This window comes from Ferruginivarius sediminum, from assembly GCF_003344765.1.
GTDB lineage: Bacteria > Pseudomonadota > Alphaproteobacteria > Kiloniellales > Rhodovibrionaceae > Ferruginivarius > Ferruginivarius sediminum.
On sequence record NZ_QPMH01000011.1, the window covers coordinates 89,762 to 114,442 of the forward strand.

General features: G+C 66.0%; 23 protein-coding genes. 8 read left to right on the forward strand and 15 right to left on the reverse strand.

The genetic code is table 11. The features are described from left to right. Positions 1-25: 25 nt before the first annotated feature. Positions 26-1,315, forward strand: coding sequence for an ATP-grasp domain-containing protein (locus DRB17_RS12665; protein ID WP_206607876.1), 1,290 nt, complete (start codon positions 26-28; stop codon positions 1,313-1,315). Between the two features lie 414 nt (positions 1,316-1,729). Here DRB17_RS12665 and DRB17_RS12670 read toward each other — a convergent pair whose 3' ends face one another. After that, on the reverse strand, positions 1,730-2,017 hold the full coding sequence (locus DRB17_RS12670) for a sll1863 family stress response protein (protein ID WP_114582577.1): 288 nt from the start codon (positions 2,015-2,017) through the stop codon (positions 1,730-1,732). A 579-nt stretch (positions 2,018-2,596) separates the two neighbouring features. Here DRB17_RS12670 and DRB17_RS12675 point away from each other — a divergent pair. The 3 genes from DRB17_RS12675 (at position 2,597) to DRB17_RS12685 (ending at position 7,041) form a co-directional block, all read left to right on the forward strand. After that, a complete protein-coding gene (locus tag DRB17_RS12675) occupies positions 2,597-3,499 on the forward strand; it encodes a LysR substrate-binding domain-containing protein (protein ID WP_114582578.1) in 903 nt (300 codons plus the stop codon). A 190-nt stretch (positions 3,500-3,689) separates the two neighbouring features. Then, the gene (locus DRB17_RS12680) at positions 3,690-4,979 is read left to right on the forward strand and encodes an ATP-grasp domain-containing protein (RefSeq protein WP_114582579.1); all 1,290 of its coding nucleotides are present in this window, start codon (positions 3,690-3,692) and stop codon (positions 4,977-4,979) included. A 37-nt stretch (positions 4,980-5,016) separates the two neighbouring features. Then, positions 5,017-7,041: a CocE/NonD family hydrolase gene (locus DRB17_RS12685; RefSeq protein ID WP_114582580.1), complete on the forward strand. Its 2,025-nt coding sequence runs from the start codon at positions 5,017-5,019 to the stop codon at positions 7,039-7,041. Positions 7,042-7,085: 44 nt separating this feature from the next. Here DRB17_RS12685 and DRB17_RS12690 read toward each other — a convergent pair whose 3' ends face one another. The 13 genes from DRB17_RS12690 to DRB17_RS12750 form a co-directional block, all read right to left on the reverse strand. Continuing rightward, positions 7,086-8,303, reverse strand: coding sequence for a thiolase family protein (locus DRB17_RS12690; RefSeq protein WP_114582581.1), 1,218 nt, complete (start codon positions 8,301-8,303; stop codon positions 7,086-7,088). After that, entirely contained in the window at positions 8,266-9,837 is a 1,572-nt protein-coding gene (locus tag DRB17_RS12695; RefSeq protein WP_114582582.1) for an AMP-binding protein, read from the reverse strand. The genes DRB17_RS12690 and DRB17_RS12695 overlap by 38 nt, the downstream gene beginning before the upstream one ends. Before the next feature lie 6 nt (positions 9,838-9,843). After that, the gene (locus DRB17_RS12700) at positions 9,844-10,404 is read right to left on the reverse strand and encodes a biotin transporter BioY (protein WP_114582583.1); all 561 of its coding nucleotides are present in this window, start codon (positions 10,402-10,404) and stop codon (positions 9,844-9,846) included. Beyond that, positions 10,401-11,060 (reverse strand): energy-coupling factor transporter transmembrane component T family protein, encoded by a 660-nt coding sequence (locus DRB17_RS12705; RefSeq protein ID WP_114582584.1) that lies wholly within the window; start codon positions 11,058-11,060, stop codon positions 10,401-10,403. Before DRB17_RS12705 ends, DRB17_RS12700 begins: the two co-directional genes overlap by 4 nt. Next, positions 11,057-11,776 (reverse strand): energy-coupling factor ABC transporter ATP-binding protein, encoded by a 720-nt coding sequence (locus DRB17_RS12710; RefSeq protein WP_241503828.1) that lies wholly within the window; start codon positions 11,774-11,776, stop codon positions 11,057-11,059. Before DRB17_RS12710 ends, DRB17_RS12705 begins: the two co-directional genes overlap by 4 nt. 193 nt (positions 11,777-11,969) lie before the next feature. Next, the gene (locus tag DRB17_RS12715) at positions 11,970-12,575 is read right to left on the reverse strand and encodes a hypothetical protein (protein ID WP_114582586.1); all 606 of its coding nucleotides are present in this window, start codon (positions 12,573-12,575) and stop codon (positions 11,970-11,972) included. A 92-nt stretch (positions 12,576-12,667) separates the two neighbouring features. Continuing rightward, positions 12,668-13,624 carry an Hsp33 family molecular chaperone HslO gene (gene hslO / locus DRB17_RS12720; protein ID WP_114582587.1) on the reverse strand — a complete coding sequence of 319 codons (957 nt, stop codon included), beginning with the start codon at positions 13,622-13,624 and terminating at the stop codon, positions 12,668-12,670. Further along, entirely contained in the window at positions 13,621-14,538 is a 918-nt protein-coding gene (gene argF, locus DRB17_RS12725) for an ornithine carbamoyltransferase (RefSeq protein WP_114582588.1), read from the reverse strand. The genes hslO and argF overlap by 4 nt, the downstream gene beginning before the upstream one ends. Then, positions 14,535-15,701, reverse strand: a complete 1,167-nt coding sequence (locus tag DRB17_RS12730) for an aspartate aminotransferase family protein (protein WP_421778791.1) — start codon at positions 15,699-15,701, stop codon at positions 14,535-14,537. The genes argF and DRB17_RS12730 overlap by 4 nt, the downstream gene beginning before the upstream one ends. A 195-nt stretch (positions 15,702-15,896) precedes the next feature. Next, positions 15,897-16,229, reverse strand: coding sequence for a helix-turn-helix domain-containing protein (locus DRB17_RS12735; protein ID WP_114582590.1), 333 nt, complete (start codon positions 16,227-16,229; stop codon positions 15,897-15,899). A 26-nt stretch (positions 16,230-16,255) separates the two neighbouring features. Beyond that, entirely contained in the window at positions 16,256-16,447 is a 192-nt protein-coding gene (locus tag DRB17_RS20705) for a type II toxin-antitoxin system RelE/ParE family toxin (RefSeq protein ID WP_241503829.1), read from the reverse strand. A gap of 398 nt (positions 16,448-16,845) precedes the next feature. Continuing rightward, positions 16,846-17,631, reverse strand: a complete 786-nt coding sequence (locus DRB17_RS12745; protein WP_114582591.1) for an ABC transporter permease — start codon at positions 17,629-17,631, stop codon at positions 16,846-16,848. Positions 17,632-17,638: 7 nt separating this feature from the next. After that, the gene (locus tag DRB17_RS12750; RefSeq protein ID WP_114582592.1) at positions 17,639-18,454 is read right to left on the reverse strand and encodes an ABC transporter permease; all 816 of its coding nucleotides are present in this window, start codon (positions 18,452-18,454) and stop codon (positions 17,639-17,641) included. Between the two features lie 69 nt (positions 18,455-18,523). Between DRB17_RS12750 and DRB17_RS12755 the strand changes: the two genes are divergently transcribed. Then, a complete protein-coding gene (locus DRB17_RS12755; protein ID WP_241503830.1) occupies positions 18,524-19,159 on the forward strand; it encodes a regulatory protein RecX in 636 nt (211 codons plus the stop codon). A 3-nt stretch (positions 19,160-19,162) separates the two neighbouring features. Here DRB17_RS12755 and DRB17_RS12760 read toward each other — a convergent pair whose 3' ends face one another. Next, positions 19,163-21,559, reverse strand: coding sequence for a mechanosensitive ion channel domain-containing protein (locus tag DRB17_RS12760; protein WP_114582593.1), 2,397 nt, complete (start codon positions 21,557-21,559; stop codon positions 19,163-19,165). A gap of 290 nt (positions 21,560-21,849) precedes the next feature. On the opposite strand from DRB17_RS12760, the gene DRB17_RS20565 reads away from it, so the two are divergent. From DRB17_RS20565 to DRB17_RS12775, 3 genes are all read left to right on the forward strand, one after another. Continuing rightward, positions 21,850-22,125: a DUF1289 domain-containing protein gene (locus DRB17_RS20565; protein WP_206607877.1), complete on the forward strand. Its 276-nt coding sequence runs from the start codon at positions 21,850-21,852 to the stop codon at positions 22,123-22,125. A gap of 580 nt (positions 22,126-22,705) precedes the next feature. Continuing rightward, positions 22,706-23,407, forward strand: coding sequence for a hypothetical protein (locus DRB17_RS12770; RefSeq protein WP_114582594.1), 702 nt, complete (start codon positions 22,706-22,708; stop codon positions 23,405-23,407). A 468-nt stretch (positions 23,408-23,875) separates the two neighbouring features. Beyond that, positions 23,876-24,409, forward strand: coding sequence for a PD-(D/E)XK nuclease superfamily protein (locus tag DRB17_RS12775; RefSeq protein ID WP_147274898.1), 534 nt, complete (start codon positions 23,876-23,878; stop codon positions 24,407-24,409). The last annotated feature ends 272 nt before the right edge of the window (positions 24,410-24,681 follow it).

Below are 24,681 nucleotides of genomic sequence, written 5' to 3' on the forward strand. Positions count from 1 at the left end.
TGCAAGGCGGGAGATGCCGGCATATATGAGAGACATGAGTGATGCCCGCGCACCCCGGCTGTTGCTGCTGATCCCGACGACGTCGTACCGCGCCGGCGACTTCCTGGACGCCGCGCATCGCCTTGGTGTCGAGGTCGCCGTCGGCTCGGACCGGGACTCCGTGCTGGCGAAGTTCTCCGACGGCCGCACGACGCAGGTCGCTTTCGCCGATCCCGAGCGCGCCGTCGCCCAGATCGAGGCGTATGCCGCGGCCTACCCGCTGGCCGCCATCGTCGGCGTGGACGAGGGCACGACGACCATCGCGGCGCGGGCCAGCCAGCGGCTGGGCCTGCCGCACAACGATCCGGGGGCGGTGGCGGCGGCCTCCAACAAGTACCGCACGCGCGAGGCGCTGAGCGCCGCCGGTCTGCCGCAGCCGATGTACCGCCTGTTCCGGGCCGACGAGGACCCGCCGGCGGCGGCGCGCCGCATCAACAACTATCCCGTCGTCCTCAAGCCTTTGGCTTTGTCGGCCAGCCGTGGCGTGATCCGGGCCGACGACGCCGAGGGCTTCGCGGACGCCTTCACGCGCATCCGCCGCATCCTGGACGAGACGGCGGCCGATACCGGTCTTCGCGCCGAGCCCTACGTGCTGGCGGAGGATTACATGCCCGGCGGCGAGGTGGCGCTGGAAGGGCTGTTGATCGGCGGCCGGCTGCACACCCTGGCCCTGTTCGACAAACCGGACCCGATGGAAGGGCCGACCTTCGAGGAGACCATCTTCGTCACGCCCTCGCGCCTGCCGGCGAACACGCAGGCCCTGATTCGCGCGCGCACGGAGGCCGCCATCGCCGCGCTGGGACTGAGCGACGGGCCCGTCCACGCCGAGTTGCGGCTGCATCCGCAAGAAGGGCCGGTGCCACTCGAAATCGCGGCACGCTCCATCGGCGGGCTCTGCGCGCGCAGCCTGCGCTTTGGTACCGGCATCGGCCTGGAAGAGCTGATCATACAGCACGCGCTGGGCCGACCGCCGGCAAGCCTGGAGCGCGAGCGGCGGCCGGCGGGGGTGATGATGCTGCCGGTGCCGGGCGCCGGGCGGCTTGTCGAAGTCCGCGGCGAAGCGAAAGCGCGGGCGGTTCCCGGCATCGTCGACCTGCGCATCACCGTCGCGCCCGGCACGCCCATCCGCCCGTTACCCGAAGGCGACCGTTACCTGGGCTTCATCTTCGCCACTGCGGACTCCCCGAACACCGTGGAAGCCGCGCTCCGCCAAGCCGCCGGTTGTCTGGAACCGAAGCTGGAAGCGCATGACGGCGTGGAATTCCGGCCCTCGTGACACAAATAGTAGTCGAACAAGGCGCTTACTTCCGCGGAAATCCGGGCGTCCTGTCGCCATCGTCGTGCCGAAAAAATCTTCGGGAAGATCTTCGTCCGAAGAGCAACCTTCTCTCCGGTCAGAAACCAACCAAAGGCTGCATACCCTAAACGGCACCGGGAACGACGGGACCTTTCCGAGGGTTCAGCCGATCGTGGACCGCATTCAGGTCAACCACTGCCACAACAGCGAGTGCGAGAACCTCGGCCTCACCGTCGACACGCCGGGCCGACAGTATAATCACGGGCAAACTTCGGTCGAGATGCCGCGCCACGGCTGCCACGGCAAGATGTCCCCGGAGGGCTGGCGCAAGCGCTTGCGGCTTCGGCGACGGCCCCGCGAAGCGTCACAAGGAAATCAATATTCTCGGTCTACTCACTTGAACCGCGACATGGCGTTTTTGAAGGCGCCCGAAATGCTGTCCCACGCCTTGTCGAAGCCGGCCTTCATCTCGTGCCAGGCATCGTCGCTGGCCTCGCGGAGTTCCTTCAGCCTAGCCTCGGCCTCATCGCGCTGCTCGCGCATCTCGTCGAGCTGCTTTTGATACTCGATTTTCGTGTCGGCTTCAGCCTCATCCACCTTCGCCTTCATCTTGTCGATTTCGGCGTTCCAGTGATCCAGCTTCGCCTTGGCTTTCTCGATATATTGTTCTCTCTCAGACATTTGGGCGCTTCCTTCCGGGGATGAAGATATGCGAAGATACGCCCCCCTCACGCTCCTCCCTATATATTTGATTGTTTGATGCTTGAAATGCAACAAAGGACTTCAATAAAATAGAAGAACACTTTTAAATATATGGGACAAAGGTTTGGCTGACAATGCCCGAAAGCTACCGTTGGCCGTCCGTCGCAACCGGCGGCCGACGTGCTCTTCGCCGAGAACGGTCGAACAACAGCTATTGGCAGTGCAACCGAATTCTAAATATTCTGTATTCGGCGCGCCTCTGTCGTGCTTAGTTCCAATTTCCACACGTATGGCAAAACTTATGGCAAACGGCTTGCATCGTGAGGGGGCCGGCCTGCCAGGCATTTCCGTGTCGCTGCAACGAACCTATGGGTTGCGAACGCGACGGAATGTTGCAAAAATATGTTCGACTGATTGTTAAAGTTGTGCCATACTCCCGTATTCGACGCGCCCGGCTCCTCGCGCCGGGCGGGCGAAATTTACTTGCCGTAGATATAACATTGTTATACCTTCCAGCAACTCTATCAGGAATTGTGATGCATAGAGAGATTGCGGACGATGATCGAGCGTCTCGACATTGAGTTGCTGACAACCTTCGTGACAATCGTGGACTGCAAAGGCTTCACCCGCGCGGCAACACGCCTCGGGCGGACGCAGTCCTCGGTCAGTATGCAGCTCAAGCGGCTGGAGGAACGGCTGGGCCGGCGCCTGATCGACCGCAGCGCGCGCAACGCGCGGCCGACGGAGGAAGGCTACGTCCTTCTCGAATACGCCCGGCGTATCGTCGACCTCAGCGAGGAGGCGGAGCTGCGCATGCTGGCCCCGCGCCTGGCGGGCCGCGTGCGGGTGGGGCTGCCGGAATGGATCGCGCACGACCGTCTGCAGATGCTTCTCGGCCGTTTCAACCGGGCGCACCCGGACGTCCACCTGATCGTGCGTGTCGGCTCGGGCATGGAACTCAGGAACGCGATCGCGATGGGCGAACTGGACGTCGCCCTGGCGATCCGTCCGCCGGACGAAACCGGCCCCGCGGTGCATCGCGAACCGCTGCTATGGGTCGGCGCGCGGTCAATCTGCCCGAAGCTGCAAGGAGAGGTTCCGCTGGCGCTGTTCAGCGACCCCTGCCCCTACCGCGACATGATCATAGATACGCTGACGGACGCCGGCATCGCGTGGCGCGAGGTATTCACAAGCAGCAGCATGGCGAGCGTTCGCGGCGCGGTGCAGGCGGGGCTCGGTATCTCCATCTTCCCGGAAAGCGCGCTGGAGGAAGGCCCCAACGGGCTGCAGCGCCTGGAAGGTTTCCCGGCCCTGCCGCACACCGAGCTGACGGTCTACGAAGGACCGAACCTGCCCGAAAGCCCGGCCGCTCATCTGGGCGCCTACCTGCGCGAATCGGTCACCACCGGCCCCACGGCCCACAGCCAGCCGCAGCAATGGAGCGCGGAAGCGGTCGCTTAGGGCAGGTACGCACCGGCAACCGCCCGCGCCGCGGGCGTCCTTTCAGGCTTATGGCCAGCTTCCCGCGCCGGGGAATCGATCAAGGAAGCTGGCCGATTGCCCCGGTCTCCGTCCACCCGCCGAAACTGTCGGTGGGCCATTGGCGTTTTCGCAATAGTGCGAAATCGCGGATCATGGACGGGAGGTCCAGTTGGCCAAGAACGTCTTCGTCATCGGCCTGAACGACTTCAATCTCGAAAAGCTGCAACACATCCGGGGAGCCGAGGACTACCGCTATCACGGTGTCATCGAGCCGGCGGAGGTCTACGACACCGATTATTTCCCCATTCCAGACATGCTGCGGCGGGCCGAAACACAGCTTCGAGCGTTCGACGGCACGATCGACGCCATCGCGGGCTACATGGACTTTCCCGTCTCGACCATGCTGCCGATCCTCTGCTCCAAGTTCGGCACCCGCATGACTTCGCTGGAAAGCCTGCTGAAGTGCGAGCACAAGTACTGGAGCCGGCTGTGCCAGCGGGAGTCCATCAAGCGTTACATCCCCAACTTCACTGCCTTCGACCCGTTCGACGACGACGCGCTCGACGGGATCGGCCTGGACTTTCCCTTCTTCGTGAAGCCGATCAAGTCGTCGGGCTCGCGCCTGGGCTTCCGCATCAACAGGAAGGAGGACTTCGACCACGCCGTCGAGCGGCTGCGCGACGAGATCGGCCTGATCTCCGAGCCGTTCAACTACGTGCTGGAGCAAGCGAACCTGCCCGCCGAGGTGCGCGAGGTCGACGGCGGCCACTGCATGGCCGAAGAGATCATCGGCGGCCGGCAGTGCACGGTTGAAGGCTACGTCTTCGAGGGCGATGTCGTGCCCTACGGCATCGTGGACTCGATCCGCTATCCGGGCGTGATCAGCTTCTTCCGCTATCAGTACCCCTCGAAGCTGCCCTACCGCGTGCGCCGGCGCATGTCCGACATCAGCAAGCGCATCATGCGGCACATCGGCTATGACAACGCCGCCTTCAATATCGAGTACTTCTGGGACGAGGCGCGCGACCGCATATCGCTTCTGGAGATCAACACCCGCATCTCCCAGTCGCACTGCGACCTGTTCGAGAAGGTGGACGGTGTCTCGCACCATCAGGTGACGGTGGACCTGGCGCTTGGCAAGCGGCCCGACATGCCCTCGCGCGAAGGCGCCTACCCGCTGGCGGGAAAGTTTTTCCACCGGGTTTTCCACAAGGACGCCACAGTTGCGAGGGTCCCCACCCGGAAGGAGATCATGGAGATCGAATCGAAAATCCCCGGCACCATAATCCTGCCGCAGGTGCACGAGGGTATGCGTTTGTCGGACTTGCCAGAACAGGACAGTTACAGCTATGCCGTAGCCTATGTCTTCATGGGCGCGAACAATCAGTCCACATTGCTGCGGAACTACGACCGCGTCCTGAAAAAGCTGAAGTTCGAGTTCACGGATATCGTCGAATAAGCGTCGGCGATCGAGCCGCCAGGGCCAAGGAAACACCATGCACATCGTCACCGAATACCCGCGCGAGGTCTTCGAAGAGGAGACCTGGGTCACGCTCTCCGACGGCCACCGCCTTGCGTTGCGCATCTGGCGGCCGAAGGATGCCGAAGAGAACCCCGTCCCGGCCATCGTGGAATACATCCCCTATCGCAAGCGCGACCTGACGGCCTCGCGCGACGTGCGCACCCACCCCTACTTCGCCGGCCACGGCTATGCAGGCGTGCGCGTGGACCTGCGCGGCAGCGGCGAGTCCGACGGCGTGCTGACGGACGAATACCTGCAGCAGGAGCTGGACGACGGCATGGAGGTGCTGCGATGGATCGCCCAACAGCCCTGGTGCACGGGGCACTGCGGCATGATCGGCATCTCCTGGGGCGGCTTCAACGGCCTTCAGATCGCGGCATTGCAGCCGCCGGAGCTGAAGGCCGTCATCACCCTCTGCTCCACCGACGACCGCTATGCCGACGACGTCCACCACATGGGCGGCTGTATGCTGGGCGACAATCTGTCGTGGGCGTCCACGATGTTCGACCACAACACCTGCCCGCCCGACCCGGCCCTCGTTGGCGAGCGCTGGCGCGACATGTGGATGGAGCGGCTGGAGGGCAGCGGTCTGTGGCTGGAGAAATGGCTGCGCCACCAGCGCCGCGACGACTACTGGAAGCACGGCTCGGTCTGCGAGGACTTCGACGCGATCAAGTGCCCGGTCTACGCCGTCAGCGGCTGGGCCGACGGCTACACGAACGCGGTCTTCCGCCTGCTGAAAGGCTTGAAGGTGCCGCGCAAGGGCCTGGTGGGGCCGTGGTCGCACAAGTACCCGCACATGGGCCAGCCCGGCCCGGCCATCGGCTTCCTGCAGGAGTGCCTGCGCTTCTACGACCACTGGCTGAAGGACGTGGACACCGGGATCATGGACGAGCCGATGCTGCGCGTGTGGATGCAGGACAGCGTGCCGCCCAGCGCGCGCTACGACATCCGGCCCGGCCGCTGGGTCGCGGAGGACGTGTGGCCCTCGCCGAAGATCGAGCCCACGGACTACAAGCTGACCTACGGCCATGAGCTGGTGCCGGGCGACCAGGACGTCTACGCCGAGGCGCTGGACATCCAGTCGCCGCTGTTCGTCGGCCTCTATTCCGGGAAGTGGTGCTCCTACAACGCGCCGCCGGACCTGCCGCACGACCAGCGCGACGAGGACGGCGGCGCCCTGATCTTTCAGACGCCGCGACTGGACGAGGACATCGAGATCTGCGGCCAGCCGACGGTGACGCTGGATCTTTCCGCCGACAAGCCGGTGGCGATGGTGGCGGTGCGCCTGATCGATATCGCGCCCGATGACAAGGCCACGCGCGTGACCTACGGCCTGTTGAACCTGACGCACCGCGACAGCGACGAGTTCCCCGAGCCGCTGGAGCCGGGCAAGCGCTACAAGGTCACGGTGAACCTGAAGCATATCGCCCAGAAGTTCCCCAAGGGCCACGCGATCCGGCTGTCGATCTCGACGATCTACTGGCCCATCGCCTGGCCGGCGCCGGAACCGGTGAAGCTGACCATCCACACCGGGGAAAGCCACCTGACCCTGCCGGTGCGCCCGCCGCGCCAGGCCGAGGACGACGCGCTGCGCCCCTTCGACGAGCCCGAGGGCGCGCCGCCCATCAAGAAAACGCTGATCCAGCCAACCCGCGAGCGGTGGCGGGTGATCCGCGACCTGGCCGGCGACGAGAACACGCTTGAGGTGATCAACGACCAGGGCACCTACCGCCTGGACGACATCGACCTGGAGGTCTCGGCCCAGGTGACGGAGCGGTATTCCTACAACGACGCCGAGCACAACTCGGTGCGCGGCTGGTGCGAATGGACGCGCAGCTTCCGCCGGGATGACTGGCACATCAGCACGGTGACACGGACCCTGCTCACCTCGGACGAGACGCATTTCCGCATCCGCGCCACCCTGGACGCCTATGAAGGGGACAGTCGGGTCTATTCCCGCTCTTGGGACGAAGCGATTCCCCGGGACCTGGTTTGAGCGGCTGCAAATCCACCTGACGCCGGCCTTTTAAATGGCCGGCGTCAGGCGATCCGTCCGGCCTGGAACAGCGCGGTGATGCCCAGCCCGCCGCCGATGCCGATCATGGCAAGCGCCGTCGCCCCGTCGGTTGCACCGGCACCGGCCCCGCGCACAAGCTGCGAGAACAGGCGCACCACCAGGATTGCGCCCGAGGCGCCGTAGGGGTGGCCCAGCGCGATAGCGCCGCCGTCGCGGTTCACACGATCCGACGGAATACCCAGAACGTCGAGCGACGCCAGCACCTGCGCGGCGAACGCCTCATTGAACTCGATGGTGTCGACGTGCGCCGGATCGATGTCCGGCCCCCTTTCGCGCAGCTTCCGGGTCGAGGCGACCGGCCCGATGCCCAGCAGGTTCGGGTCCACGCCGGCCCGCCCGGCCCCGGCGAAGGCAAGGGCGTTCTCCAGTCCAAGGCGCCTTGCGACCTCCAGGCTGGTCACCGCTACCACGGCCGCTCCGTCGTTCAGCGGGCAGGCATTGCCGGCGGTCACGGTCCCGGCCGGGTCGAACACCGGCGACAGCCGGGCCAGCGCCGCCGCCGAGGTATCGCGCCTGGGGCACTCATCCCGCGTGACCGGCCCTTGCGGCGTTTCGATGGCGACGATCTCGTCATCAAATCGCCCCGCATCCGCCGCCGCGACGGCCCGGTGGTGACTTTGCAGCGCGAAGGCGTCCTGACGCGCGCGGTCGATGCCATAATGCCGGGCGACGTTCTCCGCCGCCTCGCCCATCTCCGGGTCGCCGATCGCGTCGGGCGAGAAGCGCGCGCGGCCGTAGAATCGCGGCATGCCGCCCGGCTTGCGCGGCTTCTCCACGCGCCAGGGCGCGGTGCTGACGCTTTCGACGCCGCCGGCCAAATAGATGTCGCCAGCCCCCGCCGCGACGAGGTTCGCCGCCAGCGCCACCGCCTCCAGCCCGGAGCCGCATTGCCGGTCCACCGTCATGCCGGGGACCTCGACCGGCAGGCCCGCGCCGAGGCCGGCAAGGCGCCCGATATTGCCCCCGCCGCCGGCCGCGTTGCCGATAATGACATCGTCGATACCCGATGCCGCCATGCCGGCGTCGTCGCAAACCGCCCGCAAGACTGGCGCCAGTAGCGCCGCTGCCTCCACGTCGCGAAGCAGGCCGCCGGCCCGGCCGATGGGCGTGCGCCGCGCGGCGACGATCACCGGCTGGCGCGCGTCAGGATTGCGGCAAAGGTCGAAGGCGCGGGTCGCCATCGCGGATCCAGTCCTCCAGCGTCTTGCGCGCGATCTTGCCACTGCTGGTGGTCGGCCATCGCGTCGCGGCCCAAAGCGCGCGCGGCACTTTGTATCGCGGCAGGCTCTCCAGGCAAAGCGCGCGGACCCGCTCGCAAGTGAGGTCGCCCGCACCGGGCCCGCCGATCACCGCGACCAGCCGCTGGCCGAGATAGTCATCGGGAAGCTTCATGACCACGGCCTCTTCGACGCCCGGAAGGTCGCGCAACGCCCGCTCCACCCCGGCGGGATAGACGTTGTAGCCCCCTGTGACGATCATGCCGCCGGATCGCCCGATCAGGTGCAGCGCGCCGTCGGCGTCCAGATAGCCCCTGTCCCCCACCGTCGCCCACGCGCCCTCGCGGCGCAGGCCCTTGCCGTCGCTGGCCCAGAGATAGCCGTCGCAGATCCAGGGGCTGCGGACGAAGACGGTGCCGGGTGTGCCCGCCTCGACCGGGTGTCCCGCCTCGTCCCGGATCTCGACGGCAACGGCGGGGTGCGGGCGGCCGACGCTCTCCGCGCCGACCCCGTCCCGCTCGCGCCAGACCGACACATGCCCCAGCTCCGAGGCGCCGTAGTACTCGATCACCTCGGCATTCGGGAACGCGCGCTTCCCCCGGTCGCGCAGACCGGCGTCGAGCTTGTCGCCGGCGCAGATGACCACCCGCACGCTCTCCCCGATGTCGGCGCCGGCCTCGGCCTCAGCGCTCAACCCCACCAGCATCGTCGGGACAAGCACCAGCCGGTCCGGCTTCACGGCGGCAACAGTCGCCGCCGCCGTCTCCGGCTTGAACGCGGGCATGCCGACAAAGGTGCCGCCGGCATCCAGCGTCTCGGCCAGCGCGTAGAGCGCCAGCCCGTGCGCCAGCGGCCCCGGCGCGAAGGTCGCGCCGACGGGATCGGTCATGAAGATCGCGCGGCCCGTATCCAGGCTGGCGCGCCATGATTCGCGGTTGCGGTGAAACGCCTTGGGCAGCGAGGTGGTGCCGGACGTGAAACCGACGAGGAAGGTACTCTCGCCCTCGCCCGCCTTGAGCCATTGTTCCGGCGCGGCCGGGCCGGCCGCCTGCAGCCAGCTCTCGTAGTCGCTGGACCCGTCCGCCGCCGGTTCCGCCGCCAGAACGGGAATGCCAAGTGCCTCGGCCACCTCTCGTGCGGAATCGTCAGGCTCCGCGACCACAAGAAGATCGGGCTGCAGGCGCGGCAGAATCTCCGCGTACTGCGCCCGGCTCCACTTCGGGTCGATCACCGCGCAGGCATTGTCCCCGGCGGTCGTGCCGGCGAACAACTCCGCGAAGGTGGGGTGGTTGCCGACGGCAATACCGACCAGCCGGCCGCCCCACGGCTCGTTCAGGGCGAACGGCTTCCGCCGCCTTACAAGCTGCGAGGTCGCCGCCGCGACGCGAGCCGCGCGCTCGGCAAGCCGGGCATAGGTCGCTTGCACATCACCAATCACGAAGGCCGCCGACTGCGGCCGTGCTTTCGCCTGTGCCAGAACGCGCGACGATACCGGCATGGCTGGCTACCGCCCCGGCAGGACCGGATAGGCCCGATGCACGCCCCTGGCGACGAGCGCGGCCACGACGGCCTTCGCCAGATCGCCTGGCACGAAGGCCAGCGAGCCGAGAGCCGCCTTCTTGAAGCCGATCCCGGCGACGAAGGCCAGCCAGGGAATGCCGACGGCGTAGACCACACCGATCCCGCCAATGGCTGCGGCCAGGAAGAACGCGACCACCTGTCGGGCCGGCCGCTTCTCCGCCGCGGCAAGGCGCTCAGCCAGAAGGCCCGAGACGAAGGCACCGGGAACCCAGCCAAGGACGAAGCCCGCGGTCGGACCAGCCAGAACGCCGAGCCCGCCGCGGCCGCCGGCCAGGACCGGCAGCCCGATCGCCACAAGCAGCACCAGCAGCAGCATCGCAAGCCCACCGCGCTTCGCGCCCAGGACAACGCCGGCCAGCATCACGCCCAGCGTCTGCAGCGTGATCGGAACCGGGATGAAGCCGAGCGTGATCGGCGGCATCAGGCCAAGCACGACCGTGATCGCCGTGAACAGGGCGATCAGGACGATATCCTGTGTTTTCAAGAAGCGGTGCCCCCTTGTCTTCCAGTTCGCCCGGATGCGCTGCCGGACGGATGCGCCCCTTCGAAGCCGCGTGCGTCGATGGCCGCGGCGATCTCCTCCGCCGATTTCAACGTGCGCACGACCAATGGGACGATCAGCGCCACCGGATTGCCGGCCAGGCCGCGCGCCGCCTGCGCGTCCCGGATCTCGCGGTAGCGGGCGAAAATCTCCGGCACGAAGCGGATGGCCAGCGAAACGGCGAGGCTGACCCTGGCCGCGTTGACGAGGCCCGTGCGTTCCAACGGTTGCAGAACTCGCTCCACGACCTCCAGCATGTCGGAGGTGCGCGTGGTCATCGTCACCGCCAGCGCCAGAAGCACCAGCGTGGAAAGCCGGAACAGCATGGCGAACGCCGTTCCCCAGTCCGCGAAGACCGCGTTCGCGGCGAAGATCGCGGCCAGGATAATCGCTACGCCGGTGAGCTGCCGGCGCAGCGCGCGCAAAGGCGGCCGCACGGTGGCGAGAATCGCGGCGGCGGCGACGGCGGCGCCTGCCAGGATCTCCGGCGCCTGAACGACAAACAGCACGATGCCAGCGGCGAAGAGGACCAGCAGCTTGCGCCACGCCGGCTGTCGGTGCAGCAGGCTGTCGCCGCCTATGTAAAGCGAACCGATCATCCGAAGTGCGCCCTGTACCAGTCGATGGCGGGCCCTGGCCGGTCATCGCGAACCACGCGGCCCTGGTCGATGACGATGGCTCGGTCGAAGTCGCGCACAAGGTCCAGGTCGTGACTGACGACGATAGCGCTTTCCGGCATCTCCGTGATGGCGGCGCGAATTCGGTTCCGGTTGCGCAGGTCCAGAAGCGTCGTCGGCTCGTCGAAAACCACGAGCGCGGGCTTCATCACCATCACGGCGGCCAACGCCACGAGCTGCCTTTCCCCGCCGCTCAAGGTGTGCGACTGGCGCTCGGCCAGATGGCCGATACCGAAACGCTCCAAGGCCTCCAACACCCGCCGGTGCAACTCCGCCTTCGGCAGCTTCAGGTGCTTCAATCCGAAGGCGAGGTCTTCCGAGACGATGGGAAAGACGATCTGGTTTTCCGGGTTCTGGAAGACGAAGCCGACACGGCGCCGCACCAGGGCCGCATCCTTCGCGGTGTCATGGCCATCCACGGCGACGCGGCCCTTCGACGGCGTCACCAATCCGTTCAACAGGCGGACCAACGTGCTCTTCCCGGAGCCGTTCGGCCCCAGGACCGCGATCCGCCGCTCCCTCAGCGTCAAGTCCACGGAGTCCAGAATCGCGCGCCCGTCGCGAACGACGGAGACACCCTCAAGCACCGCCCTCACCCCGGCAGGTCTTGCCCCGGCACGGGCGGCCGGTTCGTTCACGACGGCGGACGGATCGATTCTGGCGGCTTGCGAAGACACGCTCGTTTACAATCAAAACCGGTGTTGTTGCGAGGAAATACGAAAAATAAACGCTCGCACCTCGATGTTTTTTGGCGATGTCGCCTCATGAAGTCAAGCAACAGCATACAAGCACATGGCCTCGGATCGCGGCTTTATTGCATCCCAAGAACTGTCAGGCAGGCGGGCCGCCGCGCACGTACTTGTTCCAGTCGCGGGACAGCGTCTTCTCAAGGCGCGCATTGACGTCGTTCATCAAGCGCTCGACAAGGCCGTACCACGTCTTCTCCCGCTCGTTCACCGTGGCATCCTCCTGCACGCTCGTCGCACGCTCGGCCTTGACGCTGAGACTGCCGGTGCCGTCCGGCCGCTCGATCGTCATGCGGATCTGCAGCGTCGCCTCATAGCGCTGGGCCGGCTCGCTCGTGAACAGGCCTGCCAGGCCTTCCTTCGTCTCCAGATCGATTTCCCGCACCGGGGCGTTCTCGATGATGAAGGTCGCGCGGCCCTCGCTGCCGACCGCGCGCAGCCGGTCCATCGCCCAGCTTCGCGCCGCTTCCGCCGGGCTGACGGGCATCGTGTGCTCGACATAGGGCGGCTCCATCGGCGGGTCGTAGGCCTGCTCGATGGCGATGTCCGCCACGTCCAGGCGGATCGGCTCCAGATGGGTATAGGTCAACTTGGCGAACGACTGCTGCGGCGGCGTGGATTCACAGGCCCCCAGCAGGGCCGCCACGGCGATCGTCATCGACGCAAGCATCAGACGCGGCATGGCCGGCATGCATCCTCCTTATGCGCTGATTCCGTTTTGCCCGCGCAGCATCCCACAGGCCCGCGACACCGGAGGGATCATGCGCGGGCGCGCTCATGCAATCAAGATGCGTGCAGGGCCGCGATATCGTCGTCGTCGAAAACGTACAGCCGGTTGCAGAACTGGCAGGTCACCTGGACCGTGCCGTCGTCCGCCTTCAAGTCCGACATCTCCTCCGCCGGCATGGCGCGAAGCACGTTCGCCACGCGCGTACGCGAACAGCGGCACCGATCCTCCAACCCGTGCGATTCGTAGACGCGTACGCCGTCCTCGTGGAACAGGCGGAACAGCAGCTCGTAAGGCGTCAGCGCCGGATCGCAGAGCTCCCTGTTGGTGCAACTCGACATCAGGATCACGGCGCGCCGCCAGGCATCATCCTCGTCGATGCCCTCCAGGTCCTTGGCACCTGCCTCCTCGGGGAGACGCTGCAGGATCAGACCGCCCGCGCGCCAGCGAGCGGCGCCGTCAGCTTCCCTCACCCGGTCGGCGTAGAGCCGGATGCCCGAGGCGATCTGCTCCGACTGCTGGAAATAGTGGTGCATGCACTCGGCCAGGGTGCGGCCCTGCAACTCCACGATTCCCTGATATTGCTCCTTCGCCCCGGCATGATCGACCGTGAAGGCCAGTTGGCCGCTACCCAGCAGGCGCAGGACATCGGCGTTCCCGCCGGCGGCGTCGGGCGCGGCTCTTGCGACCTCCTCCGCGTTGTACTGCGCATAGCCGCGCACCGCGCCCTCGGAGGTGAAGTCGACCACCATCAGCCGCACGGGGCCGTCGCCGCTGGTCTGCAAGGTGAAGATGCCTTCGTACTTCAGCATCGCCGACAGCAGCCCGGCGAGCGCCAGCATCTCGCCAAGCAGCCGCGCCACCGGCTCGGGATAGTCGTGGCGGCGGATGATGGTATCGGCCACCTCGCCGACGCGCACCAGCCGCCCCCGCACGCCCGAACTCTCAAGCATGAAGGGCTGGATGATGTCGTCGGGACCGCGAACGTGTTCTCCGGAGCTTTCGGACGTCATCCCATGCACCAGACCAGAATACCTTTCTGCGCGTGGAGGCGGTTCTCGGCCTCGTCCCAGACGACCGAGCGCGGGCCGTCCATCACCTCGTCGGTGACCTCCTTGCCGCGATGCGCCGGCAGGCAGTGCATGAACACCGCCTCCGGCCTGGCCCGCGCTATCAACGCCTCGTTCACCCGGTAGGGCCGAAGCAGGCCATAGCGCCGCTCGCTGTCGCCCACGTCGTCGCCCATCGAGACCCAGGTGTCGGTGACGACGGCGTCGGCGTCCGTCACGGCGGCCTCGGCGTCGTTCGTCACCACGATGGTGGCCCCTTCCCCGCGCGCCCAGTCGATGACCTCGGCCGGCGGCTGCAGCGCGTCGGGACAGGCCAGCCGCAGCTCGAAGTCGAAGCGGGCGGCGGCGTGCAGCCACGTCGTGGCCATGTTGTTGCCGTCGCCGCACCAGACAACCGTCTTGCCGGCAATCGGGCCGCGATGCTCCTCGAAGGTCATGACGTCGGCCATGAGCTGGCAGGGGTGGGTGCGGTCGGTCAGCCCGTTGATCACCGGGACCGAGGCGTACTCGGCCAGCTCCAGTAGCTTCTCTTCCTTGGTGGTGCGGATCATCACGCCGTCGACATAGCGCGAGAGCACCCGCGCCGTGTCGGCAACGGTCTCGCCCCGGCCAAGCTGGGTGCCGCCGGGCTCCAGCACCACCGCCTCGCCGCCAAGCTGGCGCACGCCCACCTCGAACGAAACGCGCGTGCGGGTGGACGGCTTCTCGAAAATCAGGGCCAGCACCTTGCCGGCCAGCGGACGCGAGCCGCCGTTGGGCGCCTCGCCACGCTTCATCGCCTTCGCCGACTCGATCATCTCCCGCAGGGTGGCGGGGTCGAAGCGGTCCAGGTCCAGGAAGTGCCGGGGCGCCGTCATGCCGCACCTCCCGACAGCGCCGCGCAGGCGCGGTCCAGCTTGTCCAGCGCCTCGTCCACCTCCGCCTCGCCGATGATGAGCGGCGGCAGGAGGCGCACCACGTTGTCGCCACCCGGCACGGTCAGCAGCCGCCGCCGTCGCAGTTCGGCCACCAGGTCGGCGTTGGACCCGACGCACTTGAGGCCCAGCATCAGGCCGGCGCCGCGCACCTCTTCGATCACCCGTGGATAGCGGGCGGCCAGATCCTGCAGGCGCTGCCACAGCGTCCGGCCCACGCGGTCCACGCCGTCGAGGAAACCGTCCCTCAGCATCTCGTCCATGACGGCGTTGCCCACCGCCATCGCCAGCGGATTGCCGCCGAAGGTGGTGCCGTGGGTTCCCGCCGTCATGCCCTGCGCGGCCTTCTCCGTGGCAAGCAGGGCGCCCATCGGGAAGCCGCTGCCGATGCCCTTGGCGACCGACATCAGGTCGGGCGTGATATCGGCCCACTCGTGCGCGAACAGCTTGCCGGTACGGCCCATGCCGCACTGGATTTCGTCGAAGAACAGCAGCAGGCCGTACTCGTCGCAAACCTCCCGCAGCGCGCGCAGGTAATCGAGGTGCGCGGGCTTGATGCCGCCCTCGCCCTGCACCGGCTCGACCAGGATGGCCGCGGTCTCGTCGGTGATCGCGTTGCGCAGCTCGTTCATGTTGTTGAACGCGACATGGTCGAAGCCCTCGACCTGCGGCGCGAAGCCCTCCAGGTGCTTTTGGTTTCCGCCCGCCGCGATGGTCGAGAGCGAGCGGCCGTGGAACGCATTCGTGCAGGTGATGACCCGCCAGCGGCCCGGGTTGCCGGTGGCGTCGTGGTATTTGCGCACCAGCTTCAGCCCGGCCTCGTTCGCCTCGACCCCGGAATTGCAGAAGAAGACGCGCTCGGCGAAGGTTCGCTCGACCAGTCGTCGCGCCAGACGCTCGCCCGCGGGAATACGGTACAGGTTCGAGACGTGCCAGACCTTGCGGGCCTGCTCGCCCAAGGCCTCGACCAGCCGCGGATGCGCATGGCCCAGCGACGTCACGGCAATGCCGCAGCCGAAATCGAGGTACCAGTCGCCCTCGCTCGACTGCAGATAAGCGCCCTCGCCCCGCTCGAAAGCGAGGTCCGCGCGCGCGTAAACGGGCATCAAGGCGTCGGTCACGGACGCACCTTCTCCTGACATTCGTGTTGGACGAATACCCCGCCACCGCCCGGCGGGAAACAGCGACCTAAGCGCGGATCGCCCCCGCTGTCAATTCGAGCCGGGCTTTCGCGCGCGATTTTCGCACATGAGAAGGGCGACAACCAGTAGTTGTTATTGTTGTCGCGATTTTGGACGCCGTCAGGCAACCACCCTTGTTCTGGCCTCGGCCCGCGTGCGTGGCTTCCGCTTGATGCGGATTTCCACATCCCTGTCGAGACTGTTCAGGAACCGCATGAGGCGATCGAGGGAGAAGCCGTCAAGCTTGTAATTCTTGAGCGCGGAAACGTTTCCCTGCGTGATGCCGAGCAGCTTCGCCGCCTCCACCTGCCGCAAATGGCGCTTTTCGATGATCCGATTGATGCGAAGAGCAAGCTGCACCTTGGCCGAGACTTCGGCGGCGTCCTCGAACCCGAGATCGGCCAACACATTGGTCGAGCCCGAAACGTGCTCGATTTTCCGATCCGTTGTCATCTCCAAAACCCCCGTGGTGTGCCTGTTCAAGAATTCCGGTTCTTCAGGCCGTGCAGCGCCTCTGCATCCCGAAGCCGTCGCCTTATCAAATCGATATCAGCCTTGTCCGTCTTTATCCCTTTGCTCGACTTCTTCTGGAACGCATGCAGAACGTAAACGTATCCGCTAAGCCTTACAGTGTAGACAGCCCGATAAGTGTCTCCCGACCAGTCAGCCATCAGTTCCAAACACCAGCGCCGAACCCTTTTAGCGGTTTAGCCGACCCAGCTTTTCCCCCGTACTGCGCGACCAGCAAGGCCTCACCGATGGACCGCTGAACACTCCGAGGGAAACCGTCGAAATCCCGCTTTGCACTTCCCATCCAGTCAATTGGTTTTGGCTGCGGCCAAGGTTCATCGCGTCGCACGTCGTTATCCCAAATTTAGGATATATTATCAAGGACGGATTGCTTTTCGACAACGGCAACCCGATCACATCCGAGGCAGGCCGAGCAAAGCGTGCCATTGCATGAATCAGGGGGAATACATATGAGTGCGTGTAGCTACAAGCAATTGTTGCGCGAAAAAACTATGGGCGCATTCACAGATTCAGCCCGACACTCAACCTCAAGCGCACCCTAGGGCTTGATCTTGTAACCGATGGCGAACAGGCGCCAGACGAGCACGGCGACCGCGACGTCCAGGGCCGCCATCACCGCGGCGCCGACGGCCAGCGGGGCGTCGCCCACGCCCAGGACGCCGAAGCGGGCGCCGTCGATGGCGTAGAAGACGGGGTTCATGGCGATGAGGTCGCGGCCCAGCTCCGGCACGCTGTGCACGGTGAAAAAAGCGCCGGAGAGGAACGCCAGCGGCAGCATCAGGAAGCTGTCGACCACCGAAAGCTGGTCCCACTTCTCCGCCCACAGGCCGGCGATGGTGCCGCACATGCCGAACAGCAGCGCGGCGGCCACCGCGAAGCCGAGGATCACCGCCGGGTCGTGCATCGGCAGCGGGACGAAGGCCCAGCCCAGCATCAGCGTGGCGCCGCCGGTCATCAGGCCCACCGTCGCCCCCGTCAGCGCGTAGCCGGCCGCCACTTCCCAGGGGGCGAGCGGACTCATCAGCGGGTCCTGGATGATGCCTTCGATCTTGTCGTAGATGACGGGGAACGCGGCCATCTCGAAGGCGCTGTGGATCAGCGTGAACATCGCGATGCCGGGCGCCAGGTACTGCAGGAAGGTGACGCCGCCGCGCAGGTCCTGGGTGCCGCCGATGGCGATGGAGAACACCAGCAGGAACAGCATCCCCGAGGCCACCGGCCCGACCAGCGCCTCCAGGCCGAAGCGCAACGCGCGGAACAGGCCGAAGCTGTAGAAGGTCCACAGGCCGCGCGCGTGGATGACACCTATCCGCCGGGCCTGCATCGCCGCCTCACGCCTTCAGCTTGTAGCCGGTCGCGATCATGCGATGGGTCCACAGCATCAGCACGGCGTTCACCGCCAGCACCAGCACCGCGCCGACCGCGATGCTGCCGTCGGCATGCCCGATGAAGCCATAGCGCAGCCCGTCGATCATGTAGAAGAACGGGTTCACGAACGCCGCGATGTGCCACTCCTCGGGCAGGCGCTGGATCGAGTAGAAGGTGCCCGACAGGAAGCTGAGCGGCGTGATGACGAAGTTGGTGATCGCCGCCAGATGATCGAACTTCTCCGCCCAGATGCCGCCGATCATGCCCAGGAGCGACAGCATCAGCGAGGCCATGAAGGCGTAGTAAACGATCGCTATGGGGTCGTGAATCTCCACCGGCGCGAACGGCAAAAGGCCGATCAGCACGGCAACGCCGACCATCAGGCCGCGCGTCACCCCGCCCATTGCGAAGCCCACCGTCAGCTCGGTCGCCGAGAGCGGCGGCATCAGCACGTCCACGATGTTGCCCTGGACCTTGGCGATCAGGATCGACGACGAGGTGTTCGCGAACGAGTTCTGCACCAGCGTCATCATGATAAGGCCCGGCGCCAGGAACTGCGGATAGGGCACGCCGCCCGCCGTCTCCACCGCCCGGCCGAGGGCCAGGTTGAAGATCAGGAAAAACAGCAGCGCGGTCACCAGCGGCGCCGCCAGGGTCTGGGCGAAAACGTTGAGGAATCGCCAGACCTCTTTCATGTAAAGAGTCCACAGACCGCGCCAGTTGACGCGGCCCACGACGCGCGGGCGCGGCGGGTCGCCGCTGATCGGCTTCAGTTCCATAAGGCCCCAAATAAGACGCGAGCGCGCCGGGAGCAAGCCGCGACTGGTTGCGCGGCGTGCAACCGTGCCATGCTGGCAAGCATCATGATGGATTCGAAGCCCAACAGCCGCGGCACCGGCGAATACGCGCGCGAACGCAAGCAGCGCGGGCCGAAGCGCGCCACGCCGGAATACCTGGAGAAGGCGGCGCTGCATTACCTGGAGCGCTATGCCAGTTCCGCCGCCAACCTGCGCCGCGTGCTGATGGGCAAGGTGGAACGCTCCGCCCGCGCCCACGGCACCGACCGCGAGGACGGCGCGCGCGCGGTGGAGCACATCCTGCGCCGGTTCCTCGACAGCGGCCTGCTGGACGACCGGGCCTATGCCGAGGGCCGCGCCGTCACGCTGCACCGCGCCGGGCACAGCATGCCGGCGATCCGCGCGCGCCTGGGACAGAAAGGCATCGACGCGGACACCATCGACGCCGCGCTGGAACGCCTGGAGGACGAGGCGGCGAAACCGGAACTGGCCGCCGCCCTCCGCTATGCCCGCAAGCGGCGCCTCGGCCCCTACCGCCGCGACGGCCGGCGCGAGAGGCGCGAGCGGGACATGGCCGCCCTGGCGCGCAAGGGCTTCCCGCCCGACCTTGCCCGCCGCATCGTGGACGCCGACGACCTGGCGGAGCTTGAGGAAGAGGCCGGCGCCCTGCCCGGCCCGCTGGGCTGAGGCTCAATCGCCTTCCGGCCGGCCGCTGACGTCGGCGTCCGGCGTGGTCGAGGTCGGCTCCTCGATCGCCGTGCCGCCGCCTTCCGTACTGCCGCCGGTCTGGACCCGTGCCGGGGATTGCAGCGCCACCCGCGCCGGCGGCGCCTCGCCCGCCTTGTCGGTGCCGAAGTAGAGCGTGCGGTGCGGGAAGGGAATCTCCACGCCGACCTCGTCGAACAGCTTCTTGGTGCGGCGCAGGAACTCGCGGCGCACGCCCCAGTGCATCAGCGGCCGGGTCTTCAGCCGCACGCGCACGTCGACCGCGCTGTCGCCCAGGTTGTTCACGCCGAAGACTTCCAGGTCGCCGACGATCCTCGGCCCCCAGTCCGGGTCCTGCTTCAATTCCCCCCCGACGCGGCGCAGCAGCTCGATCACCTCGTCGGTGTCCTCGCGATAGGCCACGCCGACGTCGATCACCGCATAGCCGTAGTCGCGCGCATGATTGAGGATCGTCGTCACCTCGCTGAACGGCACGACATGGAGCCCGCCCGAGAGATCGCGCAGCGACAGCGTGCGGATCGTCATGCTCTCCACCTCGCCCGAGTGGCCGCCGACATCCACCCAGTCGCCCACCGACAGGCTGTCCTCCACCAGGATGAACACGCCGGTGATGACGTCCTTCACCAGCGTCTGCGCGCCGAAGCCGATGGCCAGGCCGACGACGCCGGCACCGGCCAGCAGCGGCCCGATGTTCAGCCCCAGCTCCGACAGCACGATCAGGACCACCAGCACGACCATCAGCACGCGCAGCGCGTTTCGCAGCAGCGGCAACAGCGTCATCATCCGCGCGCTGCGCTTCGGGTCCTCGTGACGGCTGGCGCGGCGCAGCACCCGCTCGACCGCGGCGCTGAGGATTTCCCAGGCCGCCGCGGTGATGGCCAGGATGAAGGCGATGGAGAACACCGTGGACAGCAACTGCCGGCCGGTGTCCGAGCCCAGCCAGTCCAGGATGCCGAAGCCCCAGACCTGCAAAACCAACAGCGCCGCAAGGCCGGTCACCGCCCAGCCGGCCACGCGCTGCAACCCCGGCAGGTATCGATTCGCCCGCGCTTCCAGGCCCGGATAGGCTTGGCGAAGATCGGCACTGAGGTGGAAGCCGCGCGCGATAATGCGGTCGAGGGCCATGCGCACGACCCGCGCGGCGCCGATCACCACGAGGGTCAGAACCGTGGCCCGCGCCAGGAATTCGAACCCGCCGCGCACTTCCAGCGCCCAGACCCCATAGATCGCCAGCACATAGACGATGGCCAGCACGTGCCAGAGTTCCGCCAGCCGGCGCCGCAGGTTGCGCAGCGCGCTGCCCTCCTCGTCGCGCCCACGCAGCCAGCGGGCCGCCGCCTGCCGGTTCTGCAACACAAAGACGATCAGCAGCACGGCGACGGCGAGGCCCGCCAGCTTTTGCAGCACCGCCTGCGCGCCGGGATTGAGGCCCAGCAGCAGCAATGCCTCGGTGCCGAAGTAGCCGTAGATCGCGATCACCAGCACGCGGCGCAGCCAGACATAAAGGTAGGCCGCCGTCTCGTCCGGCATCGCGAACAGGCGCAGCTTCGGCGCGGTGGGCTGCAGCACCGCCTTGCCGACAACGCAGACCGCGCGGGAAATCACGCGGGCGTTGACCAGCGTCACCGCCACCAGCTTGGTCATGTAGTACATGCCGACCGCCGGCATCACCGCCGTCGCCGTGGCCGCGAAGGCGACGATGGGAATCACGTCCAGCAGCAGGCGGCCGAAGGCGGACAGCAGCCGCAGCACCAGCAGGTCGTTGGCCTTGCTCTCCAGCCGCAGCCGGGCCGGGCGCAGCATTCGCGCGACCAGCCACTCCACCGCCAGACCGGCGCCCAGCACCAGGATCAGCTTGCCCGCAATGCCGAACCAGCGCTCGCGGGTCTGCGGATCGGCGAACCCGGCGGCAAGCTCGCCCAGCGCCTGGGGTATCCGCTCCAGCGCGCGGGCCGTCTGGCCAAGCTGGTTGCCGACCGCGTCGAGGCGTCTGGAGACATCCTGGAGGATGCGCCCGCCCAGCCCCTCGGCCTGCGGCCGTGTCTCGGACGTCGCCTCCGCCGATTCGCCCTGCCGCTTGGTTTCGATCAGGGCGTTGAGCTGCTTGACGAAGGCCTCGCGCCTGGCCGGGTCCTGCAGCGTGTCGACCAGCGTTTGCAGTTCCTCGGTACTGGCCTGCGCGGGGGTACTGGCCTGCGCGGGGGCGCTGGCCTGCGCGGGTGCCTCGGGAGCGGAAGCGCCGGTGTCCGCCCCTTGCTGTTGCTGCGCATGCGCCGGAGCGGAAGGCACCGCGCACGATATCAGCAGGATGGCAAGGAAAGCACGCAGGACACGACCATGAATCGGCAGGGTGGCGGGCAAGGGTCGACGCTCCTTTATGCTGCACGACGTCCGCTTAGCGTTGGGACTGGATCGGTGCAAGAGACGATGACGGGGCAGGCCATCCGTCGAGATGACCTCGGGCCGAGCCCCATCATCGGTATCCTCGAAATTCGCGTAAACCCGACCAGATAGACGGGTACGCGCGAAACGGGCCGCCGGATCGCGCTTTCGCGGCCAGGGTCGCCCGCGGGCAATTGTCCGTCGCCCCGCCCTTCGCCGCGACGCACAGGGGCGTTAGACTGCACGGCGAGAAACGCCCAGGAGGTTCCGTGAGCGACGCCGCCGACAACACCGCAAGCGCCACGCGCCCCGACGACAGCGCCGCGCGCAAGGCCCGGCGCGCCGAACGCCGCCGCCGCGTGCGCGAGCGGCTGTTCGACGACTCCGTGCCCTCGCCCTGCATCCAGGTCTGTCAGGTGGACGAAACCGACCACTGCATCGGCTGCCTCAGAAGCGTCGACGAGATCCGCGACTGGCCCATCATGACGGCCGAGGAAAAACAGGAAACCCTCGCCCGGATCGAGACGCGCAAGGCGAAGAAGTGAAGACAAGGGGCGGGAGCGCGCTCGTCCCGGTGCGTGGGGGACTCCACCACCTTTTATCTCTCAGTTGCCGGGGAGTGAGTCTTAGTCCTTGCGCTGGTCAGGGTTTAAGTGCGGCGACCCCACGCCGGGATTGCGTTCGAAAGCGGACGTGGAAACTGCTCGGTGGTGAGCCAAGTTTTGGCTCGAATCAATCAAAACGAGCTGTAGCAGAGTGTTTCATCACTCACGTGGATGTGCAGGTAGGGGCATGGACCAATACAACCCTGGGACGGTGTGAGGGCGACGCACAACAACGATGCGAACCGGCAGCTTGTGCCGCACTGTCTGCGCCTTACCTTCCGTGGTAAAATCCTATCCAAGGGGCTTCACTCGGGCGTGGGATGGGCCAGAAGCTGGTGGGGCGCAAGACGATCTGACGACGTTGCAGTATAGTCATCTCGCTCCCAGCAGCCTCGACGAAGCTGTTTCGCTCCTAGAAACTGCTGAATAAGTACACATAAGAGGCTTGCTTAGAGCGTGAATATCCAACCATTCGGAAAAGGTACAGATCAAGAAGAATTAATCGCTGGCGAGGGGGCAAATGGCAACCGACAAATCTGTGGTTGAAGCAGTTGCAAAAGCTATTTACGAATCGGACGTTCGTCGGCTCGACGAGCTAGTCGATGCCTTCGACTTAAACATTGACGAATTTGAACCATTTTTTACTGGACTGAAAGACGAAAGTGATAGAGCGATAGGTGTCCTCGCTTTCACTTATATTGAAACAGTTTGTACAGATTTGATGTCTCAACATTTGAGCGATGATATTCCGGGCGGAAAGCGCCGTCTTTTCGATTCTAACGGCCCGCTTTCTACTGTTTCATCTCGTTTTCTACTGGCGCGGTCTCTAAATTGGATTTCTAGTAGTACATTTTCAAGCCTAAGCGCCCTGCGAAAAATAAGAAACGAGTTCGCGCATAGCCACACGGCTACTGATTTCCAAAACACACGTATTCATGACCTTATTTCATCTATTCCTTCGTTCGAGCAGGCCCCACTAGACGCTACCGGGGAAGAATGGTCACTTTGTACTAGGCATGTTTTTCATCTTCGAAGCATTTATATCTGCTCAAAAATGATGGAAGAGCTTATTTCAGCTCCTATCGCTACTCGCATGGGGTTGCCGCCTGGAACCGGCGTCAGCCGACCTTTCGACGAGCTACCGCAACGCATCAAAGATATAAGGCTTACAGTGGCCTCGACTATGCTCGCCGTATTGAATGGTTCGCCAGAGCTGCAATGAAGTTGCTATATTGCTCCTAGATTTTAAACGTCCGCTCTTGGCCCCATCCGGACGTTTCAAGCCTTCTTTCTAATTGGCCGTTCCACCCCCCGAAGCAGACTCGGGTGTGTCAGTTACCCTCTAAACGTGCAAAACTTGCCAACACCATTCATCTTGACGCGTCCCCGCGCATATGCGGAGATGCGGGTGGGGTGTGACAGCCCCTCAAAGTAACGCCCAGTGCTCCCGGTCCTGGCTTGGGCCGGCACGGGTAACGTGCTAAAAGCCTCGCCCACACGCGGTTCGCCGCGTTCGTGGAACGATAGCTCGTGGCCCTTACACGGTTGGGGCCGGGAGCCGGTGGTGCATGTCCAAGGCTTCGGCCCAAAGACCGCCGGACCTTTTTGCGTTACTTTGAAGGTTGTCACCTCCCGGCCGCCGCGTGGGTTGCGCGGCGGCTGTTCCCTTGGGACGTCTGGGAGGACAGCCGTGTTGCCTGTGCCGCGTGTGTTCGCGCTTCTGCTTACCGCCGTGTTCTGCATGCCCGTCGCGTCCGCCGCGCCGCGCGGTTCCGGGCAGGCGCTGGAGGCGGCGATGGTGGAGGTGCTGCGCGAGCACGGCTTCGACGTCCACGACCTGGGCAATCCCGACAGCATCGAGATCGGCGACAACCCCTCCCCGCGCCGGGCGTGGCGGCATGTGCGCTACACCACGATCTACGGCCACGGTGGCAGCATCGACTTCGTGCTCGACGCGCCGCCGTTCGGCAAGCCGGTGTGGGTGGAGGCGATGCGCCAGGAGACGCGCGGCAGCCTGGACGAGCGGTTGCCCTATCTGCTGTCGAACGCGCGCCTCGCGTTTCCCGATGTGCATGTCGTGCTGGTGCTGGAAGGCCCCGGCTGGCGTCCGGGTGCGCTCGCCTGGGCGCTGCGCCGGGCGGCGGAGATCGACGACAAGCAGGTGGAGGTGATGGGGTTGGAGATGTTCCGGCACTGGCTGACGCGGCGGTTGGCCGGGGAGTGAGGGCGGTGGGTTCGCGGCTACCCCCTCATCCTGCCCTTCTCCCCCGACGCGGGGGAGAAGGGACGATAATCGTGGGGGGACGGCTACCCCGCGCTGACGGTGTGGAGTAGTCGAGTCGGTGCGTTTATCGCGCCCTCTCCCCCGCGTCGGGGGAGAGGGACGGGGTGAGCAACTGTCTTTCATCATGCCGCTTTTGGCTGCCAGGGCGTGTTGTCGCGAAGCATGGCGTTGAGGATGGTGATCATCTTGCGCATGACGGCGACAATGGCGAC

Excerpts from the sequence above, each read along its gene's own strand:
- DRB17_RS12675 (WP_114582578.1), top strand. The coding sequence starts at position 2,597 with ATGATCGAGCGTCTCGACATTGAGTTGCTGACAACCTTCGTGACAATC.
- DRB17_RS12730 (WP_421778791.1), bottom strand. The coding sequence starts at position 15,701 with ATGCCCGTTTACGCGCGCGCGGACCTCGCTTTCGAGCGGGGCGAGGGC.
- DRB17_RS12685 (WP_114582580.1), top strand. The coding sequence starts at position 5,017 with ATGCACATCGTCACCGAATACCCGCGCGAGGTCTTCGAAGAGGAGACC.
- DRB17_RS12735 (WP_114582590.1), bottom strand. The coding sequence starts at position 16,229 with ATGACAACGGATCGGAAAATCGAGCACGTTTCGGGCTCGACCAATGTG.
- DRB17_RS12670 (WP_114582577.1), bottom strand. The coding sequence starts at position 2,017 with ATGTCTGAGAGAGAACAATATATCGAGAAAGCCAAGGCGAAGCTGGAT.
- argF (WP_114582588.1), bottom strand. The coding sequence starts at position 14,538 with ATGACGGCGCCCCGGCACTTCCTGGACCTGGACCGCTTCGACCCCGCC.
- DRB17_RS12755 (WP_241503830.1), top strand. The coding sequence starts at position 18,524 with ATGCTGGCAAGCATCATGATGGATTCGAAGCCCAACAGCCGCGGCACC.
- DRB17_RS12695 (WP_114582582.1), bottom strand. The coding sequence starts at position 9,837 with ATGCCGGTATCGTCGCGCGTTCTGGCACAGGCGAAAGCACGGCCGCAG.
- DRB17_RS12770 (WP_114582594.1), top strand. The coding sequence starts at position 22,706 with ATGGCAACCGACAAATCTGTGGTTGAAGCAGTTGCAAAAGCTATTTAC.
- DRB17_RS12705 (WP_114582584.1), bottom strand. The coding sequence starts at position 11,060 with ATGATCGGTTCGCTTTACATAGGCGGCGACAGCCTGCTGCACCGACAG.
- DRB17_RS12690 (WP_114582581.1), bottom strand. The coding sequence starts at position 8,303 with ATGGCGACCCGCGCCTTCGACCTTTGCCGCAATCCTGACGCGCGCCAG.
- DRB17_RS12665 (WP_206607876.1), top strand. The coding sequence starts at position 26 with ATGAGAGACATGAGTGATGCCCGCGCACCCCGGCTGTTGCTGCTGATC.
- DRB17_RS12715 (WP_114582586.1), bottom strand. The coding sequence starts at position 12,575 with ATGCCGGCCATGCCGCGTCTGATGCTTGCGTCGATGACGATCGCCGTG.
- DRB17_RS12745 (WP_114582591.1), bottom strand. The coding sequence starts at position 17,631 with ATGCAGGCCCGGCGGATAGGTGTCATCCACGCGCGCGGCCTGTGGACC.
- DRB17_RS20705 (WP_241503829.1), bottom strand. The coding sequence starts at position 16,447 with ATGGCTGACTGGTCGGGAGACACTTATCGGGCTGTCTACACTGTAAGG.
- DRB17_RS12750 (WP_114582592.1), bottom strand. The coding sequence starts at position 18,454 with ATGGAACTGAAGCCGATCAGCGGCGACCCGCCGCGCCCGCGCGTCGTG.
- hslO (WP_114582587.1), bottom strand. The coding sequence starts at position 13,624 with ATGACGTCCGAAAGCTCCGGAGAACACGTTCGCGGTCCCGACGACATC.